At 69.5% G+C, this 18,833-nt stretch carries 16 protein-coding genes and 1 pseudogene; 13 read left to right on the forward strand and 4 right to left on the reverse strand.

What is annotated here, in order from left to right; genetic code table 11:
* Positions 1–1,149: pseudogene (locus tag OOT46_RS29025) on the forward strand (hypothetical protein); the annotation flags it as partial.
* Between the two features lie 158 nt (positions 1,150–1,307).
* Here OOT46_RS29025 and OOT46_RS29030 read toward each other — a convergent pair.
* Positions 1,308–1,454 (reverse strand): hypothetical protein, encoded by a 147-nt coding sequence (locus tag OOT46_RS29030; protein ID WP_265407110.1) that lies wholly within the window; start codon positions 1,452–1,454, stop codon positions 1,308–1,310.
* A gap of 14 nt (positions 1,455–1,468) precedes the next feature.
* Positions 1,469–1,711: a helix-turn-helix domain-containing protein gene (locus OOT46_RS29035; RefSeq protein WP_265407111.1), complete on the reverse strand. Its 243-nt coding sequence runs from the start codon at positions 1,709–1,711 to the stop codon at positions 1,469–1,471.
* Positions 1,712–2,081: 370 nt separating this feature from the next.
* On the opposite strand from OOT46_RS29035, the gene OOT46_RS29040 reads away from it, so the two are divergent.
* Positions 2,082–2,768 carry a DUF433 domain-containing protein gene (locus OOT46_RS29040; protein WP_265407112.1) on the forward strand — a complete coding sequence of 229 codons (687 nt, stop codon included), beginning with the start codon at positions 2,082–2,084 and terminating at the stop codon, positions 2,766–2,768.
* On the forward strand, positions 2,765–3,187 hold the full coding sequence (locus tag OOT46_RS29045) for a DUF5615 family PIN-like protein (RefSeq protein ID WP_265407114.1): 423 nt from the start codon (positions 2,765–2,767) through the stop codon (positions 3,185–3,187). Before OOT46_RS29040 ends, OOT46_RS29045 begins: the two co-directional genes overlap by 4 nt.
* A 118-nt stretch (positions 3,188–3,305) precedes the next feature.
* On the opposite strand, the gene OOT46_RS29050 is transcribed toward OOT46_RS29045, so the two are convergent.
* The gene (locus OOT46_RS29050) at positions 3,306–3,671 is read right to left on the reverse strand and encodes a group I truncated hemoglobin (protein ID WP_265407115.1); all 366 of its coding nucleotides are present in this window, start codon (positions 3,669–3,671) and stop codon (positions 3,306–3,308) included.
* A gap of 286 nt (positions 3,672–3,957) precedes the next feature.
* Here OOT46_RS29050 and OOT46_RS29055 point away from each other — a divergent pair, with 286 nt between their 5' ends.
* From OOT46_RS29055 to OOT46_RS29100, 10 genes are all read left to right on the forward strand, one after another.
* Positions 3,958–5,799 (forward strand): tetratricopeptide repeat protein, encoded by a 1,842-nt coding sequence (locus tag OOT46_RS29055; RefSeq protein ID WP_265407116.1) that lies wholly within the window; start codon positions 3,958–3,960, stop codon positions 5,797–5,799.
* Between the two features lie 37 nt (positions 5,800–5,836).
* Positions 5,837–8,062 (forward strand): type I secretion system permease/ATPase, encoded by a 2,226-nt coding sequence (locus OOT46_RS29060; protein ID WP_265407117.1) that lies wholly within the window; start codon positions 5,837–5,839, stop codon positions 8,060–8,062.
* A complete protein-coding gene (locus OOT46_RS29065; RefSeq protein WP_265407118.1) occupies positions 8,059–9,285 on the forward strand; it encodes an HlyD family type I secretion periplasmic adaptor subunit in 1,227 nt (408 codons plus the stop codon). Before OOT46_RS29060 ends, OOT46_RS29065 begins: the two co-directional genes overlap by 4 nt.
* Positions 9,282–10,667, forward strand: coding sequence for a TolC family protein (locus OOT46_RS29070; RefSeq protein WP_265407119.1), 1,386 nt, complete (start codon positions 9,282–9,284; stop codon positions 10,665–10,667). The genes OOT46_RS29065 and OOT46_RS29070 overlap by 4 nt, the downstream gene beginning before the upstream one ends.
* A 175-nt stretch (positions 10,668–10,842) precedes the next feature.
* On the forward strand, positions 10,843–11,586 hold the full coding sequence (locus OOT46_RS29075) for a hypothetical protein (RefSeq protein ID WP_265407120.1): 744 nt from the start codon (positions 10,843–10,845) through the stop codon (positions 11,584–11,586).
* 11 nt (positions 11,587–11,597) lie between these two features.
* Positions 11,598–12,764, forward strand: coding sequence for a glycosyltransferase (locus tag OOT46_RS29080; protein WP_265407121.1), 1,167 nt, complete (start codon positions 11,598–11,600; stop codon positions 12,762–12,764).
* A gap of 42 nt (positions 12,765–12,806) precedes the next feature.
* Positions 12,807–13,550 (forward strand): FkbM family methyltransferase, encoded by a 744-nt coding sequence (locus OOT46_RS29085; protein ID WP_265407122.1) that lies wholly within the window; start codon positions 12,807–12,809, stop codon positions 13,548–13,550.
* A gap of 16 nt (positions 13,551–13,566) precedes the next feature.
* The gene (locus OOT46_RS29090) at positions 13,567–14,457 is read left to right on the forward strand and encodes a hypothetical protein (protein WP_265407123.1); all 891 of its coding nucleotides are present in this window, start codon (positions 13,567–13,569) and stop codon (positions 14,455–14,457) included.
* A gap of 130 nt (positions 14,458–14,587) precedes the next feature.
* Entirely contained in the window at positions 14,588–15,124 is a 537-nt protein-coding gene (locus OOT46_RS29095) for an AAA family ATPase (RefSeq protein ID WP_265407124.1), read from the forward strand.
* Between the two features lie 199 nt (positions 15,125–15,323).
* Complete coding sequence (locus OOT46_RS29100) at positions 15,324–17,951, forward strand: PEP-CTERM sorting domain-containing protein (RefSeq protein WP_265407125.1); 2,628 nt, start codon at positions 15,324–15,326, stop codon at positions 17,949–17,951.
* Here the strand turns inward: OOT46_RS29100 and OOT46_RS29105 are convergent, their stop codons facing one another.
* Positions 17,952–18,809 (reverse strand): SDR family NAD(P)-dependent oxidoreductase, encoded by an 858-nt coding sequence (locus tag OOT46_RS29105; RefSeq protein WP_265407126.1) that lies wholly within the window; start codon positions 18,807–18,809, stop codon positions 17,952–17,954.
* Positions 18,810–18,833: the final 24 nt, after the last annotated feature.

Genomic DNA, 18,833 nt, shown 5'->3' on the forward strand with positions numbered 1-18,833 from the left:
TCGGCACGGCGGATCGTGGAAGCCCTGAGCACGGCCAACATCGCGGCCCTGTCGACTGCCTCGATCGACGCGCTGACGACGGCCCACGTCGCGTCGCTGACAAACGGCCAGATCGCGGCCCTGACCACGGCCCACATCGCGGCCCTGAACACGGCGGATGTGGTGGCCTTCACGACCGAGCAGATGGCAGGTCTGCAGACGCAAGACCTCCAGGCCTTCACGACGGCCCAGATCGTGGCCTTCGAGACCGCGGACCTGGCGGCCCTGACGATGGACCAGGCCCATGCCTTCACGACAACGCAGGTCTCCGTGATGTCGGGCAGCCAGCTCGATGCGCTGATCGCGACCTCGCCCATCGTGCTGGACCTCGACGGTGACGGCGTGAAGACGGTGGCGGTCGGCAACGGTGTGATGTTCGACCTGAACGCGACCGGCAACGTCACCTCGGTGGGCTGGGCCTCGGCCAGCGACGGCCTGCTGGTGATGGACCGCAACGGCGACGGCACCATCAACGACGGTCGCGAGCTGTTCGGCTCCGTCACGCAGACGGCCTCCGGCCAGCGTGCAGGCGACGGCTACTCGGCGATGCGCGCCGAGGACAGCAACGGCGACGGCAAGCTGACGTCCGCGGACGCCAACTTCAGCAAGCTGCAGGTGTGGGTCGACGCCGACAGCGACGGCAAGACCGACGCCGGCGAGCTGAAGTCGCTGCAGGAGCTGGGCATCGTCGAGCTCGACCTCAACGCCGCCGGCGGCAGCGAGGTCGACAACGGCAACCTGCTGGCCCTGGTGTCGAGCTACACCACGGCCGACGGCAGCCAGCACCAGATGGCCGACGTCTGGTTCCAGCGCGACAACACCGGCGCACTGGGCTCGACGGCCACGCAGGTGGCGGCCGGCGAGGCAACGAGCAGCGACACGGCCGCCCAGGCAGCCGCGGCGCAGCCCGAGGCCAGCCAGCCGAGCGGCACCAGCCTGACGGTGGGCACCCAGGACCTGCTGGCCGAACGCGGCAGCGACGTGCTCGGTGGGGCCTCCGACAGCGCCAGCCCGACGGCCGCCGACAGCAGCGCCCTGGAGCACCACATGGCCCTGCTGGACCGCACCCAGCAGCTGCTGGACGAGAAGCAGAACGACCTGCTGATCTAAGACAGCCGCTCCCCGCCCGTGGGCCTCTCGACGAGAGGCCCCGGCCGGCGGCCCGAAGGCCGCCCCGCTTCACGGTGGGGCGGCCTTTGTTTTTGGGAGGCTGCGGGCGACGAAGCGAGGCACTTCGCGCCGAGCGGGCCGCGGCCTTTGCGGAGCGTTCAGGCAGCCGGCATCTGCTGCAGCTTCTCGGCAGACGCCTTCAGGCCCTGGGTGATGGTGTCGAAGACTTTCTGAGGGGCCGGCGGCAGGGTCTCGAAGTGGGCAGTGACGCAGCGGGCATGGAGCGCAGCCTGGTCGTACCCCATCTGCAGCCGCTGTCTTACCACTCCGATGCGGGAGCGGGCGGGCTGCGCTTTTGGAGCGTGAGCTCCAGTCCCAAGCTGCCGCATAGCGCGAGCAGCTGGTCAACTGTCACGGAACCGGGGTTCAATTCCAACTTGGAAAGCCGGGACTGGCTCAGGCCAACGCGGTACCCCAGTTCCGTTTGCGACAGTCCGGCCGCTTTGCGCGCCGACTGCAGCAGGTGACCGATTTGGATAGGCGTCAACAACACATGTTTCATGACCATCTATTCCTCGGAAGAATATTCGCAATTTACGCCCCAAAGGAATAAACGCGAAAACCTCCTGCGAGGAATGACGTGACCGCTCCATCGCCACACCACGCGATGATGTCGTTGTTCCGTTCTATGCTCGTGACCCGGGGAGCTGATCGGTGACGTGAAGCCGCGTTGAAGTGTTGGACCGGGCGCCGAAGGCCGACCGCTTGACTGCCGTGCGGCCTTTGTTTCTGGAGCGCGGGGCGCAGCGAAGAGAGATCACCGCCCCGGTTCCGACGCGGAGTCCGCGCATGCCGGGTTGCGCACCTCACCGCTGCCTGCTTGACGCCGAAACAAGACCACATATACTTTCCGAAACGTCGGAATCAATATGATGACTGCCCACCCTGCCTTCGTCACGAGCGCTGAAGCCGCCTTCATTGCCGGCGTGACCGATCGCGAAGTCAACCGCGTCATCGACGAGCACATCGTCCCGGCCCCCTTGCTGGAGCGGAACAACGGGCGCCGCGTGGCGCGGCTTGGCGCAGCGCTCATCTCCTTCTACTTCGAAACAGAGCCGCTCTTCACGGCCCAGTTGCGGCGCCAGACGCTGGCCGTCGTTACCGCGCGTGTTCGCGCGTCCGAACGGTGGAGCCAGGCGCTGCCCTTGAACGAGGATGCGTTCGACGAAGGCGCACGGAAGCGCTTGTTGACAGTGCAGCCGGACGAAACGCCTTATTTGCTGGTGGATCTCTCCCCGTTCGTCCTGGGCGCCACGGCACGAGCCAGGGAGGTCGACCAGGCACTCGAACACGTCAACGTCGACCCGGAGACGATGAGCGGCGCACCGGTGTTCAAGGGCACCCGGCTGGAGATTGAAACCGTCCTGGCATCACTGGACAGCGGCGTCGAGCTTGCACGCCTGCAGAAGTCCTACTCCTTCCTCACCCCGGAACTCGTGAACGCAGCGCGCGTGTACGCCCAGGTGCGACCGCGCCGAGGTCGACCACGTCGACTTTCGGAGGCTCACCCTGATTGGACGGTCAAGAGTTCGAAAGTAGTACGGCCGCCTCGCTCATGACGATGCGCCTGTTCATCGACGAGTGCCTGTCACCGGAACTCGTCGAGGTGGCCATTGCTGCGGGCTATCCGGAATCGACCTGCTCCCGCAATCGCGGCCTGCAGGGCTTCAAGGACTGGCGCCTGATGACGGTCGTTGTCTCCGGCGACTACACCTTCGTCACCCACAACTCACGCGACTTTCGCGGTGCTGGCGCAAGTGCCCCTGGCGGTTTGCACGCCAGGCAGGACATCCATGCCGGGCTCATCTGCCTGAACTCGTACTTTCCCATGGACCTGGAGCGCCAACACCGGCTTTTTGAACTCGCACTCTCCGAACTCGGCAGCATGAGCGACCTCACCAACCAGGCGCTCGAAATCTTCGAGTACGAAGACGGGACGGTCATTGCACAGGTGTACGAGATCCCCGGAGCGTCCTGAATCCGCCACGGTTCACCGCAAAGTCCCAGAGCGGGCCGCTCCCTCGCGCCGCTCCACCCCCCATCGTCCTGAGAGCCAAGTGATTTCAACCAGGCCGTGACGCGCCGCGCCCTCCGCCTCAGCGCCCCAGCAGGTCCTCCCTCACCGTCTCGGTGACCAACGTCACCTCGCCGATCAGGTCATCGGGCACGCCCAGCTCCTTCAGCGTGAGGCCGAGGTCCTCCACCACCGCATCGAAGTGCTCGTCGTTGAGCCCGCGCGCCACCAGCGGCGCGTGCGATTCGCGCAGCGCCCCGCCGCCGTACTGCCCGGCGCCTCCGAAGGCGTAGGTCAAAAAGGCTTTCTGGTGCTGCCGCTGGCGCGGCATGTCGACGCCATCGAAAAAATGGCGGATGCGGTCGTCGGCCAGCACCCGGTCGTAAAAACGGTCGACCGCGGCATCGACCGCCGCCGCGCCTCCCAGCCTGTCGAACAAACTGCTCATTGTCCTGCCTTTCATCGTGGGTCGAGTCCCGGCCGGCCCCGGCACCCGGGGCACGGACCTGCGTGGAGTCCTGAGATCAAGCACACCCCGTGCCGCCCCCGGCCCTCCCCGGCGAGCGGTCGCCTCCGCGGTGCAGAAATGCGCCGGAAAGCCGCCGCTATTCGATGCTCCCGGCGCGACGCGGGCCTCTAGCATGCAGGTGGACCCAGGGCATGTGCGCGCAGCCGCGCCCGCCTTGCCGCCCCCGCCTCCGCCAGGTGGCCCGATCGAGCCCGAGGACCTTTCGATGACCGTGACCGATTCCGCTCTCCAGCCGCCCCCGGCCAGCGCCGATGCCGCACTGCAGCGCCTGCTCGCGCAGGCCGCTCAGGGCCGGCTCGTGCTCACCGAGCTGCTGGACCAGGCGACGTCGCTCGGCCAGCAGGGCCGCACCGACGCCGTGCTGCAGCTCTACGAAACCTGGCTGCACCACACCGATTCGCCGCACCGCTTTGTGGTCTGCTTCAACCTCGGCACCGTGCTGGGCACGCTGAACCGACATGCCGAGGCCGAGCAGGCCTACCGCCAGGCCCTGGAGGCCAAGCCCGACTTCATGCAGGCCCACCTCAACCTGGGCCACCAGCTCGAACACCAGGGTCGGATCGAAGAGGCGCTGGCGTGCTGGCGCACCGTGCTGAAGCTGTTCGAGGCGGCGCCCCAGTCCGATCCCGAGCTGCAACTGCACGCACTCAACAACCTCGCGCGCACCCTGGAGCAGCACAAGCGCTACGACGAGGCACAGGCCTACATGGAGCGCAGCCTCGCGGTGCGCAGCGACCAGCCCAAGGTGCTGCAGCACTACGTGCACATCCGCCAGAAACAGTGCGCCTGGCCGGCCGACCTCCCCCCCCCGGGCGTGAGCCGCCACCAGCTGCTGATGGCGACCTCGCCGCTGGCGATGCTGAGCGCCTCCGACGACCCGGCGCTGCAGCTGCTGGCCGCCAAGCAGTTCATCCACGAACGCGTGCCGCCCGCCGGTCCCGCCCTGCCCGCGCGGACCCAGCGCCGCCCGGGGCGCATCCGCATCGGCTACCTCTCCTCCGACCTGTGCCTGCACGCGGTGGGCCTGCTGACCGCCGAGCTGTTCGAGCTGCACGACCGCAGCCGCTTCGAGGTCTACGGCTTCTGCTGGACCCGCGAGGACGGCTCGGCGCTACGCCGGCGCCTGATCGCCGCGATGGACCACCACATCCGGATCGATCGGCTCGACGACCGCGCCGCGGCCGAGCTGATCCGCCTGCACGACATCGACATCCTGGTCGACCTGCACGGCCTGACCTCGGGCGCCCGGCCCGGCATCCTGCAGCTGCGTCCGGCGCCGCTGCAGGTGTCCTACCTCGGTTTCCCGGGCACCTCGGCGGTGCCGGGGGTGGACTGGGTGCTGTGCGACCGCTATGTGGTACCCGAGCCGCTGACGCCCTTCATGACCGAGAAGCCGCTCTACCTGCCGCGCTGCTACCAGGTCAGCGACCGCAAGCGCGAGGTGGCGCCGACGCCGAAACGGGCCGACTACGGCCTGCCCGAGGACCGTTTTGTCTACTGCTCCTTCAACAACAACTTCAAGTTCACCGAGGAGCTGTTCTCGCTCTGGATGCGGGTGCTGGCGCAGGTGCCGGGCAGCGTGCTGTGGCTGCTGGCCGACAACCCCTGGGCCAAGGAGAACATGCTGCGCAAGGCCGAGGCCTGCGGCATCGAACGCGAGCGCCTGATCTTCGCGCCGCGTGTCTCGCCGGCCGAGTACCTGGCGCGCTTCAAGCTCGCCGACCTCTTCCTCGACACCTTCCCCTACAACGCCGGCACCACCGCCAGCGATGTGCTGTGGATGGGCACCCCGCTGCTGACCCTGTCGGGCCGCACCTTCATCTCGCGCATGGCCGGCAGCCTGCTCAGCAACGCCGGCCTGCCGGATCTGGTGACGACCAGCCTCCAAGAGTACGAGCGGCGCGCCGTCGAGCTGGGCCGCCAGCCGCAGCGCATCGCCTCCTACAAGCGATATCTGGCCGAGCATTCCGCGTCTTCTCCGCTGTTCGACATTCCCGGCCTCGTGAAAGACTTGGAAGACACGCTGGCCTCCGTGGTGGTCGGCTAGTTCGCTCACCTTCGCTTCCCCTAGCAGGACCCTCGCCTTGTCTTTAGCTCCCGCCTCCGGCTCCACCGATCCGCTGCTGCAGGCCCTGGTCTGGCTGTGCCGCCGGCACGGCCAGGAGCGCACGCCGCAGTCGCTGCTGCACAGCGTGCCGGCCGACGGCCGCCTGCGCCCGGAGCAGGCGGTGCAGGTGCTGCGCGACGCCGGTTTCAACGCCACGGTGCTGGAGCGCCCGCTGCCGCAGCTGCTGTCGCTGCTGATGCCGGCGGTCCTGCTGATGAACAACGGCGAGGCCCTCGTCGTCACCCGTCGCCTGGCACCCGAGCGCCGAGGCGACGAGACCCGCTACGAGGTCCTCCTGCCCGGCGAGAACGAGGCCACCCGCGAAGTGGCCGAAGCGGAACTGCTGTCCGAGTACTCGGGCCACGTGCTGGTCGCGAGCCTGCCCGCCGGCGGCGTGCACAGCGCCCATGAGACCACCGGCGCCGCGGGCCACTGGCTGTGGGGCACGCTGAGGCGTTTCGCGCCCTACTACCGCTCGGCCATGCTGGCCGCGCTGCTCAGCAATGTGCTGATGCTCGCGACCGGGCTGTTCACCTCGGTGGTCTACGACCGCGTGATCCCGCACCAGGCCTTCGTGACCCTGTGGGCGCTGGCGGGCGGCGCGCTGCTGGCGGTCGTCTTCGACCTGGCCGCCCGGCAGCTGCGCAGCTATCTGATCGACCTGGCCGGCAAGAAGGCCGACCTGGCGCTCGGCGCGGCACTGTTCCGCCAGACCCTGGGCCTGCGGCTGGAGCACCGGCCCGAGTCGGCGGGCGCCTTCGCCCACCACGTCACGCAGATCGAGGTGGTGCGCGACTTCTCGGCCTCGGCCACCGTCTCGGCCCTGACCGACCTGCCCTTCATCGGGCTGTTCGTCGCGATGACCTGGTTCGTCGCCGGCCCGCTGGTGCTGGTGCTGGTGCTCGCGATCCCACTGGTGCTCTGCCTGTCCTGGGGCGTGCAGAGCCTGCTGCGCCGGTATGTCAGTGCCAACCTGAAGCAGCATGCCGACCTGCACGGCGTGCTGATCGAAGCCGTCGAAGGCCTGGAAGACCTGCGCGCCGCCGGTGCCCAGGGCCATTTCCTGCAGCGCCACGAACAGGCCAACGCCGCCGCCGCGCACACCGCGCTGCAGGCGCGCGCGCTGTCCAGCTGGGTCAACAATGTCGCGATGGTCTCGCAGCAGCTGGTGACCGTCGCGATGCTGGTCTGGGGCGTGCACCTGATCGCCGACCAGCAGCTCACCGGCGGCGCGCTGATCGCCGCCGTGATGTTCGGCACCCGTGCCATCGCCCCGCTCGGCAGTGTGGTGAGCCTGGCCTCGCGCTACCAGGGCGCGCGCGCCGCGCTGCGCTCGCTCAACGAGCTGATGGCCTGGCCCACCGAGCGCGAGCCCGGCAAACGCTACCTGCCGCGCCCGGCGCTGGAAGGCCGCCTCGGCCTGCACGGCGTGCAGTTCGCCTATCCCAAGGGCACGCGGGCGCATGCGCCGCTGGTGCTCAAGGGCGTGAGCCTGGTGATCCAGCCGGGCGAGCGCGTCGCCATCCTCGGCAAGATCGGCAGCGGCAAGTCCACCATCCTGCGGCTGCTCGCCGGCCTCTACCAGCCCACCGAGGGCCTCGCGGAGGCCGACGGCCTGGACCTGCGCCAGATCGACCCGGCCGACTTCCGCGCCCAGGTCGGTTTCGTGTCGCAGGAGCCGCGGTTGTTCCAGGGCTCGCTGAAAGACAACATCCTGATGGGCCGGCCGCATGCCGACGCCGAACGTTTCATCGCGGTGACCCGTCTGACCGGGCTGGACCGCATCGCCGCGGCCCACCCGATGGGCTTCGACCTGCCGGTGGGCGAGATGGGCGGGCTGCTCTCGGGCGGCCAGCGCCAGCTGGTGGCGCTGGCGCGCTGCCTGGTGACACGGCCGCAGGTGCTGCTGCTCGACGAGCCGACCAGCTCGATGGATGCGCAGGCCGAGGCCGGCTTCATCCACCACCTGCGCACGGCGCTGGACGACCGCACCCTGGTGGTCGTGACCCACCGCCCGGCGCTGCTGAGCCTGGTGGACCGGGTGGTCGTGGTCGACAACGGGCGCATCCTTGCGGACGGGCCGAAGGCGCAGGTGCTGGCGATGCTCTCCGGTCAGCCGGCGGCCGCTGCGGCGCCGGCCCGCCCGGCGGCGCCGGAATCGTCCGAAACCGCGCCTCCCCCCTTGGACAAGGTGGCCGCATGAACAGCCGCACCGTACCGACCGGCCGTTTCCACCCCGGCGACGAAACTTTCCTCAGCGGGCTGAGGCAGTCCGAGCTGACCGAATCGACACCGCGCGCCTCCTGGGCGCTGCTGCTGATGCTGCTGGCGGTGGCGACCGCCTTCGGCTGGGCCGCCGTCGCCAAGGTCGACCGCATCATTAAGGCCGAGGGCCGCGTGGTGCCGGTGGGCCGCGAGCAGGTCATCGCCAGCCTGGAGGGCGGCATCCTCGGCGAGATGCTGGTGCGCGAAGGCGCGCTGGTCGAACCGGGCCAGGAGCTGCTGCGGCTCGACCCGACGCGCGTCGAGGCGCAGCAGAACGAAGGCCGTGCCAAGCTGCTCGCGGTCAAGGCGACGGTGGCACGGCTGAGCGCCGAGGCCAGCGGCCGCAGCCCGGTGTTCCCGCCCGAGGTGCAGGCCGTGCCCGGCCTCGTCAAGAACGAGATGGCCAGCTTCGCGGCGCGCCGCAAGTCGCTCGACGAAGCGGTCGGCGTGAGCCGGCGCAGCCTGGAGCTCGCCCAGCACGAGCTGCAGATGAGCGAGCGGCTGGCGGCCAAGGGGCTGCTCTCGGAGGTCGAGATCCTGCGCCAGCGGCGCCAGACCAACGACCTGCAGCTGCAGATCCAGGAGCGCATCAACCGCTTCCGCCAGGACGCCAGCGGCGAGCTGCTGCGCGCCCAGACCGAGCTGGCCCAGCTGGACGAGCAGATGGTGGTCAAGCAGGACGTGCTGCGACGCACCACCCTGACCTCGCCGGTGCGCGGGCTGGTGAAGCACATCAAGCTCGGCACCGTGGGAGGCGTGGTGCCGGCCGGCGCGACCATCATGGAGATCGTGCCGATCGAGCGCGGCGTGCTGGTCGAGGCGCGCATCAAGCCGGCCGACATCGGTTTCGTGCACGTCGGCCTGCCGGCCGAGGTCAAGCTCAGCGCCTACGACTACTACACCTACGGCGGCCTGAAGGGCCGCATCGAGCAGCTCAGCCCCGACGTGCTGGGCCAGGACAACCGCGACGGCTCGTCCGACGCCAGCTACTACCGCGCGGTGGTGCGCGCCGACGTCGGCAGCCTGAAGGCCCACGGCCAGGCGCTGCCGGTCTTGCCCGGCATGACGGCCACCGTGGAGATCCGCACCGGCGAACGCAGCGTGCTGGACTTCCTGCTGCTGCCGGTGATGAAGTCGCAGGAAGCTTTCCGGGAGCGATGAAGGTGGTGTTGCCGTCCTCCCCGGCGCGCGGCCTGGTCCGGCGCCGGCCCGGCCTGCTGCGCCTCGCGCTGGCCGCCTTCTGTCCGGTCCTGCCGCTGGCTGCCGCCGCGGCGCCTTGCGGCGACACGCGCGAAGCGTCGCTGCCGGCGCTGTCGGCCGAGGGCGACGCTGCCGCCGCCCTGGCGCGGCTCCAGACCCTCGCCGCGCAGGCCCGCCAGCGCAGCGCCGAGCTGCAGGCCGCCGGCCTGTCGGCCGAGGCCGCGCTCGCCGACCTCGACGAAACCCGCGCCGCCGGCGGTCCGCAGCTCAACCTGAGCGGCAGCACCGCCTATGCACGCTCGCGCAGCAGCGGCCTGCCCTCGCAGGGGCAGCCGCAGGCCGGCCTCTCGCTCAACCTGAGCGCCCCGCTCTACGACGGCGGGCGACAGCAGCACCTGGCGTCCTGGCGCAGCCGGCTGGCGGACGCGGCCAAGCTCGGGGCCGACGCGGTGCGCGAACAGATCGTGCTGGAGACCGTCGGCACGGCGCTGGAGCGCCGGCGCCTGGAGCTGCAGGCCGAGATCTACACGCAGTACGTCGGCAAGATGGGCTGCCTGGTCGGCGCGCTGCAGGACATCGTCGCGATCGACCGCGGCCGCGCCAGCGAGCTGGTGCAGGCGCGCAAGAACGAGGTGCAGGCGCAGATCTCGGTGGACGCCGTGACGACCCAGATGCGCCAGACCGACGAACGCTTGCGCAAGCTGCTCGGCGACCTGTCCGCCACCGACGGCGAGATCGCCCCGGCCTTCTACCGCCTGCCCGCGCTGGACGAGGCGCTGCGACAGGCCGAGGCGGCCGTCGAAGTGCGCCAGCTGGGCCTGCAGGCCGCGGCCGCGAGCGACTACGCCAAGGCCGCCTCGGCGGCACGCAAGCCGCAGCTGAACTGGGTGCTGAGCCGCAGCGCCACGGCCGGCGGCGAACACGGCAGCGCCTCCTGGCTCGCCGGCGTCTCGATGAACTACGGTGTCTACAACGGCGGCGCGGCCAGCGCCGCCGAGACCGCGGCGCTCAAGCGCGCCGAGGCGGTGCGCCTGCAGCAGGCCGAGGCGCTGGCCCGGCGGCAGGCCCGCGTGCGCGAGCTGCACGAGGCGGCCGGCGCGGCCTTCGAGCGGGCCCGGCGTTATGCCGCCGTGCTGCAGGACAGCGACCGTGTGAGGCAGTTCACGCTGGAGCAGTGGTCGCAGCTGGGACGCCGCTCGCTGTTCGATGTGATGTCTGCCGAAAGCGACTACTACGGCGTGCGGGTCGCCTACGTCAACGCGCTGCACGACGCCTTCTCGGCGGGGCTGCAGCTGCGCTCCGCGTCGCAGGGGCTGGACGACTGGCTGCAGCCGGGGCGCTGAGCCGGGGCGCCCGCCTGGCCTCGGGCTCTGGACGGCCAAGCAGGAATATGCCGTCCTTGGGCGCGCCTTTTCCTTCGACTGCTTCCCCTCCCGGCAGGCCACACTGCTCAGCAATCCGGCCGCGGCCTGCCGCGCGCCCCGCCACCCCTTCCTCCCGAGAGAAAGAGCACACCGCATGGACATGGCAGCTGCGCCGAGCCAGAACGAGGTCCTGAACCTCCTCAAGCTGATCCGCCCCTGGAGCATGAGGGGCTCGTCCAAAGTCCGCATCGGCAATGACTACGACGGCGGCTACGTGCTGCCGGCCCAGGTGCTGAACTGCGACGCGGTGGTCTCGGTGGGCGTGGGCCCCGACGTGAGTTTCGACCTGGTGCTGGCCGAGCGCGGCGCCAAGGTGCTGCAGTACGACCACACGGTGCCCGGCCTGCCCAAGGACCACCCCAATTTCATCTTCCACAAGAAGGGCTGGGGCGCGCGCACCGAGGGCGACTTCCTCGGCTTCGACGACATGTTCGCGCACCTGCAGGCGCTGAGCCCCAAGCGCGCGATGCTGAAGTTCGACATCGAGGGCGGTGAGTACGAGGTGCTGGAGGCGATCCGGCCCGAGCACCTGGCCTTCTTCGACGTGGTGGCCTGCGAGTTCCACGGTTTCGAGAAGCTGCACGACCGCGGCTTCTACAACGGCGCGCTGCGCGCCTTCGAAAAGCTCAACGCGGCCCATGTGCCGGTGCACCTGCACGCCAACAACGCGCTCGGCGTGGTGCTGGTGCAGGGCGTGCCCATCCCGCTGCTGCTGGAGGTGGCCTGGCTGCGCAAGGACCTGGACCAGTTCCCGGGCCTGTCGACCGACCCCATCCCCGGCCCCTTCGACCGGCCCAACATCCCCGGCCGCATCGACCTCGTCCTGAACGCGTTCTGAAGCCCGACCGCATGGACTCCAAGCACCTGTTGATCGAGGGATGGCGCGGCGTGAACCACTCGTTCGCGCTGGTCAACCAGTGCCAGATCCTGGAGCTGCACCGGCTGTCCGGCCTGCGGCTGTTCCACCGCGACCTGCCGTTTGCCATGGCGCACTGGAATGCCAAGTCGCACGGCGCCGGCTTCTCGGCGGCCGACAGCGCGGTGATCGACGGCCTGCGCGAGCCGGCGCCCGGGGAACGGGTGGACTGCGTGCTGCGTATCAGCTCGCCCTTCCGCGCCGAGCCCACCAGCCCGGTGCAGACGCTGACCTTCATGGTCACCGAGCTGGGCTTGTCGGACAAAAGCTTCGAGCCCGGCAGTGCCCACTCCGCGGCCTTCACGCGCGACGCCAACCTGATCGTCACCCCCACCGCCTGGTCGCGCGACCGGCTGGTGGACTACGGCTTCGAGGCCGGGCGCATCCGCATCGTGACGCACGGCGTCAACACCGACACCTTCCATCCGCTCAGCGTCGCCGAACGGGCCGGCAACCGCGCCAACCTCGGCCTGGCCGAGGACGAGACGGTGTTCCTGAACCTGGGCGTCGCGACCTGGAACAAGGGCCTGGACCTGGTGCTGATGGCCTTCGCGCGGCTGCGCCGGGCCGGGCGCCGGGTGCGACTGATCCTGAAGGACCAGCGCGGCCTCTACGGCATCTCGGTCGAGCAGGTGCTCAAGGACGTCTGCACCCGCCATCCCGAGCTGTTCACCGCGGACACGCTGGGCGCCATCCAGGTGGTCAGCGTCAACCTGAGCCAGGCCGAGCTGCGCCTGCTCTACGGCATCGCCGACTGCTATGTGTCGGCCTACCGCGCCGAGGGTTTCAACCTGCCGGTGCTGGAGGCGATCGCCTGCGGCACCCCGGTGGTAGTGACCGACGGCGGCGCCACCGACGACTTCTGCGGGCCCGGCGTCGCGCTGCGCGTGGCCAGCGATGCAGGCAGCCGCGAGGACCGCGCCGCCGGCATGGTGGCGCGCTATCGCGAACCGCGGCTGGACCACCTGATCGAGTGCATGGACCGCTTCGTGCAAGGAAGCGCCATCGGGCACGGCACCTTCGAGAGCGCCCGCGTCGCGCTGATGCAGGCCATGACCTGGCGCCGCGCGGCCGAAGACCTGCGCGCGCTGATCGCCTGAACACCCCTTTCTCTTTACCGCCCCGACCTTGGAGCAGCAACCGTGAACGTGACGAACAAGCCCGGCCAGAAAGATGTGCTGGACCTCGTGAAGATGATCAAGCCGTGGGCCATGCGAGGCAGCTCCAAGGTGCGCCTGGGCAATGCCTACGACGGCGGCTACGTGATGCCGGCCCAGGTGCTGTACTGCGACGCGGTGGTCTCCATCGGCGTCGGCCCGGACGTCAGCCTGGACTACGCGCTGGCCGAGCGCGGCGCCAAGATCCTGCAGTTCGACCACACCGTCGACGGCACGCCGCAGCAGCACCCCAACTTCATCTTCGCCAAGCAGGGCTGGGGCCGCGAGACCTCGGGCGAGTTCCTGAGCTTCGACGACATCTTCGCGCGCCTGATGGCGCTGAACCCCAAGCGCGCGCTGCTGAAGTTCGACATCGAGGGCGGCGAGTACGAGGTGCTGGAGACGGCCCGCCCGGAGCACCTGGCCTTCTTCGAGGTGATCGCCTGCGAGGTGCACGACTTCGAGCGCCTCAACGACCCGGTGTTTTTCGACCGCGTGCGCCGCACCTTCGAGAAGCTGGGTCTGAACCACATGCCGGTGCACCTGCATGCCAACAACTACCAGAGCGTGGTGCTGGTCGAGGGCGTGCCGATTCCCAAGGTGCTGGAGCTGAGCTACCTGCGCAAGGACCTGGACCAGTTCCCCAACTACTCGTCCGACCCCATCCCGGGCCCGCTGGACCGCCCCAACTGCCCGGTGGTGCCCGACATCTGCATGAACCCGTTCTGAGGCCCAGGGGACCATCGTGACACGCACGATCTACATCTACTGCGACGGCGGCTTCGGCAACCGGTACAACGCGGTGATCTCGGGGCTGGTGCTGGCCGAGGCAGCCGGCCTGGAGCCCCTCATCGTCTGGCCCACCAACAACTGGTGCGGCGCGGCCTTCGAGGACATGTTCGCCGACCCCCGTCCTGTGGTGCGGCGCGAGCTGAGCACCTTCGTGGCCGAGAAGGAGCGGCAGCACCACCTGATGGTCGAGGACCACCTCGGCATGGGCGTGCCCAACCAGTCGCCGGTGCTGTTCCCCGCCTTCGCCGGGTTGCTGGACTATGTGGCGGCGAGCGACAAGGACGTCTTCTACTACACCGCGCTGATCCCGCCCTGCATGGACCCCCAGGCGGTGCAGCGGCAGCTGCGGTCGCTGCGGTTCCGGCCGGAGATCGTCGAGCGTGCCGAGCGTTTCGTGCGCGAGCAGGCCGGCGGCGAGTTTTTTGGCGTGCAGATCCGCAAGACCGACTTCGGCGCCAGCGGGGCTGACGACAACAACCTCTTCGAGCTGATCGGCAAGTGCCCGGACAAGCGCTTTTTCGTCTGCTCCGACGACAAGAGCGTGGAAGAGCGTTTCGCCGCCCTGCCCAATGTCGCGATCCACGCCAAGCGCGCGCACGTCGAGAAGCTGGTGGACGGCGAATGGACCACCGCGACGGCCGACCAGAGCGGGCGGGTCTATGCCTGCAACGTCAACCGCAGCGCGGTCAGCGTGATCGACGCAATCGTGGACTTGCTGATCCTGTCGCGGTCCAAGGTGGTCAAGACCTCGAACAGCACCTTCCTGAACGCGGCGCTGATGATCCAGGCCTGCGGTGGTGTCGCGGCTGCGACGCCGGCGGATGTGGCGACGGCGGCGGCCTGACCTGGAGAGGCCGGCATCGAGCACGCCGAGGGGCCCGCGAGGGCCCTTTTTGCTTTCCGAGACAGACCCTGCTTGTGAAGGATGGCAGACTTGCGCCCCGCCAACCTGCCAGCAAGGACTGGGCACGCACATGCGCATGCACGTACTCGTCACCGGTGCCGCCGGTTCCGGCACCTCCACTCTGGCCCGCGCACTGTCGGCTGCCTGGGCCGTGCCGGCCCTGGAAGCCGACGACTTCTTCTGGATGCCGACCGATCCGCCTTACACCGACAAGCGGGCGCCCGCCGAGCGGCGTTCCCTGTTGCTGCAGCAGCTTGGTTCACTCGACCGCTGCGTGGTCGCGGGCTCCGTGATGGGCTGGGGCAACGACGTCGAAGAGGCGTTTGACCTCGTCATCTTCCTCTACGTCCCGCCAGCCGAGCGTCTACGCCGTCTTCGGGAGCGCGAGCTGGCCCGCTTCGGGCGCGTCAACCCGGCGTTCCTGGAGTGGGCCGGGCAATACGACGAAGGTCCACCGGAGGGTAGAAGCCTGGCCAAGCACGAGGCGTGGCTGCGGGCTCGCCGGTGCCCCGTGCTTCGCCTCGTCGGGGAGGGCTCCGTGGCCGCGCATCTCGCAACGATCGCCGCTCAAATACCCGCGCCCCTTCGTTCTGCAGCCATGACTTAGCGAGCCTTGGAGCCCGAGACCGGCAGCTGGGCCAAGGTTTCGGCCGCCGCCTCCTCGATATAGCTCATGCGTCGCAAGTTTTCCTGGCCAAGAAGGCCGTCAACGCCGATCGTTCTTCGGCATGGCATCCGCACAGGGTGCCCGCGGGAGGGAGCCGCTGTTCGGGCGCTCGCACGACCTCTGACGCAAGGAGACGCTCATGAGAACCTCAGGCTTCGTCCGCCTTGTCGGCGCCTGCAGCGCGACGGCTCGCGGTGGCATCAGCGCCTGTGGGGGCGCCGTGCTCGCGCTGCATGCCGCGAGTGCCACCGCCCTCGACACCCAGTGGCGCGGCGCAGCCGCCCGGCCCTATTGGGACCTGGCGGGCAACTGGACGGCGGGCGCACCGGCGTCCCTCGGCACCGAGGCCTGGCTGGGCAGCTTCGACACGGTGCTGCGGTCCGGCAGCTTCCTGGCCCGCTCCATCCATGGCAGCGGCGCCTTGCAGCAGAGCGGCGGTGAACTGGGACTCGGCCCGGGGCCCTCCGAACTGGGCCGTCTCGACCTGCGAGGCGGCCGCCTGGCGGCGGCCGGCCCGGTCGTCATGAAGGCCTTGCGCTGGAGCGGAGGCAGCTTGGCGGGACCGGGGACATGGACGGTGCAAGGGCCCGCCGTGCTCACTGGCACAGGCGACCTTCAATTCGACGATTCCGCGGAGTGGCGCTTGATGGGCGCGACTCGCTGGGAGCCCGGCGCACCCTCGATCTCCAGCTATTTCGGGAGCGTGAACATCGGCGAACGCGGACGCTTCGTCGACCAGTCCGGCCCGAAGGGCCACCGGCTGATCGGATCGACGCTGGTCGTCGAAGGACGCTACCTCAAGACGGGCAGCGGGACCACCGAGCATTGGGTGAGTGGCTTTCGAAACCGGGGCCACGTCGAGGTGCGGGAGGGCGGCATCGACAGCTGGATGCCCGCCACCTCGGGCTGGACCAACGCGGGCCACCTGAGCCTGGCGCAGGGAACGGCCTATTCCGCAGCGCTGGACCGCTTCGGCACCATCATGCAAAGCGGCACCGTCAGCATCGGGCGCAATGCCCGTTTCGAGCTGGTGTACTCGGTGTACAAGGAGACGTCCATGCTGAGCTCCGGGCGCTGGCGAGTTGCGCCGGGCGGCTTGCTGCGGTTCGATGGCTCCCCCATCTACTACAGCCCCGAGATCGGAAGCGTCTTCACTGGGTCCATCCACAACGAGGGGCGCGTGCACTTCGACAACTCGGGCGACCCCTACGGCCTGGCGAGGTATCGCCTCACGGCCTCCGCGGACATCACCGGCCAGGGATGGGTGGAGATCGACAAGGGCAGCGTGGTGCACATGCAGGGGGAGCGGCCGCGCACGCTCGGCCGGCTGCGTATCGACGGCTCCCAACCGTACGTGGACGCTTCGCAGAGCACACTGCGCACCGACGGGCGCTTGACCTTGACCGAGCTCGAATGGGGTGCCGGAGCGCTGGAGACGGCCGGCCCGGTGCTCGTCCGGGGACCGGCCGTGCTGCACCACGGCACCATGCGAGACGCACCCGGCGACCACTGGTACGACGTCAACCCGGTCTACAACAAGCAGCTGGGCAGCCATCTTCACCTCGCCGGCGGGGCGGCCTGGGCGGCCGATGCCGACCTGGTGGGGCGGGGTCGGATCGATGTGGCCGCCGGCACGACCTTCGAGGAACGCCCTCTGCCCCAGGCCCGGGCCGGCGGCGCCACTCGCACCACGCAGCTCGGCGTGACCGCTTTCCGGAACCAAGGCACCTACTTGCGGAACCGGCCCGGGGCCACCCACGTGCACAGCAGTTTCGACAACACGGGCAGGGTGCGTTCGGTGCGCTCGGGCCTGCTGCGTTTCCGGGGCGCGCTCGACAACCGGGGCACCCTCGAAGCCGTCGAGGGCCGTATCGAGGTGCAGGGCCCGCTGGCCCAGTGGTCCAGTCGCCTCGATGAAGGCCCCTACGGCGAGAAAGTCCTGCTGCAGGCCCTCACGGGCGGACGCTACGTGATGAACAACGGCACGCTGGCGCTGCGACTCGGCGCCCCGGAAGGCGACGCGCCCGGGCACATCCTCGACAACCACGCCAGCATCCTGCTGCAGGGACCTCAGGCGCGCCTGGTCAACCCCTGGTCCGGCAGCGATATCGATGCCTTGGGCCGGCTGAGACACAACACGGGCGAGTTGCGGCTGCTGCAAGGCGCATCGCTACGAAGTGAACGGGCACTGGAGAATGCAGGCACGCTGGAGGTGGGAGACGGGAGCCGCCTCGAACTGGCCGACGGCACTTACTCGCAGACTTCCGACAGCGCCGAGACCTGGATAGGCGGCGAGCTTGAAGCCAGCTTGTTCGACTTCCAGCGAGGCCGCTTCGGCGCCGGGCGGGATGGCGAAGTGGGTGTCGCCCGCCTTGAGGTGGCCGAGGCCTCCTTCAACGAGGGCGTGCTGGATGTCGATATCACGGACAGGACCCGCTTTGACATGCTGATCATCGAGGGCCGGACGCACCTGTACAGCACACGGCTGTGGGCCGACTTCGGGAGCGGGCCGCCCATGCTGGGCACCTACCGCATCCTCACCTCGGCCCAGGGCCTGAGCGGCCAGCTGGGGGGCCTCGGCAGCAACCTCGATCTTCGCCGCTACACCCTCTCTGCCGAGTACGGGCCGAATTTCATCGATCTGCAGGTCGGCGTGGCCGAAGTGCCCGAGCCGCAGACGGCGGTGTTGCTGGTGATGGGCCTGGGCGGTGTCGCCACGGCGGCCGCGCGACGGCGGCGCGCGGCAGAAACGCTTGACGGCTCCTAGCTAGATCTCGAAGGCCGGCACCTGTCGCCCATCCACATCCGTGAAGCCGTACTCCTGGGCGAGGTCCGCGACCCGATGCACCGCGCCGGTCTTGCGCAGCACGTCGGGGTCGGCCGCAAGGGCCGCGACGGCGCGCCCCAGGTAGCGGGGCGATTCGGTGCGAGCCAGTTCCGGCCGCTCGCGCCAGTGCTCCTCGTCGGTGTGGTGACCGGCCAGCACGAACTCCGTGCGCATCCAGCCCGGCGAGACCCCCAGCGAGGTCACGCCGTGCGGCTTCAGCTCCTCAGCCATGCCGAAGGCCAGGCGGTTCATCGCGGCCTTCGCGAGGTCGTAGAACAGGTTGCCGCGCAGGTAGCGACCCCGGTCGCGGAAGGTGGTGGCCACGATCAGTCCCCGCCCCTGGCGCACCATCAGCGGCGCGGCATGGCGGCTCGCGACCAGGTGGTTGCGGACGCCGCGATCGAACATCGCGTCCCACTGCCCCAGCGCGTGCTCCCAGAAGGGGGCATCGAAGACGCCGTCGAAACACTCGTGCCCGCCCCAGGCGTTGTTGACGAGCAGGTCGAGGCGGCCCTGCTCGCGCTGCACGCGGGCGAACAGGGCGGCGACCTCGTCGTCACGTGTGTGGTCACAGCGGACCGGGATGCCCCGGCCGCCATGGCGGGTCAGCTCCTCGGCCGTCTCGTCGATCGTGCCCGGCAGGGTCTGCAGGCCCGAGCGCTTCAAGATGTCCTCGTAGCTGGTCGCTGGCTCCGCGCGGGTGCTGCGGCCGGTGACATAGACAGTGGCACCGGCCGCGCCCAGTTCAATCGCGATACCGCGGCCGGCACCGCGGCTCGCCCCGGTGACGATGGCCACGCAGTCCTTCAGCGGGAGGGGGGC

The organism is Aquabacterium sp. A7-Y (assembly GCF_026153205.1).
Taxonomy (GTDB): Bacteria; Pseudomonadota; Gammaproteobacteria; order Burkholderiales; family Burkholderiaceae_C; genus Caldimonas.

Bases quoted from the DNA above. Each gene is read 5' to 3' on its own strand.
- OOT46_RS29050 (WP_265407115.1), bottom strand. From the start codon at position 3,671: ATGAGCAGTTTGTTCGACAGGCTGGGAGGCGCGGCGGCGGTCGATGCC.
- OOT46_RS29100 (WP_265407125.1), top strand. From the start codon at position 15,324: ATGAGAACCTCAGGCTTCGTCCGCCTTGTCGGCGCCTGCAGCGCGACG.
- OOT46_RS29045 (WP_265407114.1), top strand. From the start codon at position 2,765: ATGACGATGCGCCTGTTCATCGACGAGTGCCTGTCACCGGAACTCGTC.
- OOT46_RS29030 (WP_265407110.1), bottom strand. From the start codon at position 1,454: ATGGGGTACGACCAGGCTGCGCTCCATGCCCGCTGCGTCACTGCCCAC.
- OOT46_RS29075 (WP_265407120.1), top strand. From the start codon at position 10,843: ATGGACATGGCAGCTGCGCCGAGCCAGAACGAGGTCCTGAACCTCCTC.
- OOT46_RS29035 (WP_265407111.1), bottom strand. From the start codon at position 1,711: ATGAAACATGTGTTGTTGACGCCTATCCAAATCGGTCACCTGCTGCAG.
- OOT46_RS29065 (WP_265407118.1), top strand. From the start codon at position 8,059: ATGAACAGCCGCACCGTACCGACCGGCCGTTTCCACCCCGGCGACGAA.
- OOT46_RS29080 (WP_265407121.1), top strand. From the start codon at position 11,598: ATGGACTCCAAGCACCTGTTGATCGAGGGATGGCGCGGCGTGAACCAC.
- OOT46_RS29095 (WP_265407124.1), top strand. From the start codon at position 14,588: ATGCGCATGCACGTACTCGTCACCGGTGCCGCCGGTTCCGGCACCTCC.
- OOT46_RS29070 (WP_265407119.1), top strand. From the start codon at position 9,282: ATGAAGGTGGTGTTGCCGTCCTCCCCGGCGCGCGGCCTGGTCCGGCGC.
- OOT46_RS29040 (WP_265407112.1), top strand. From the start codon at position 2,082: ATGACTGCCCACCCTGCCTTCGTCACGAGCGCTGAAGCCGCCTTCATT.
- OOT46_RS29055 (WP_265407116.1), top strand. From the start codon at position 3,958: ATGACCGTGACCGATTCCGCTCTCCAGCCGCCCCCGGCCAGCGCCGAT.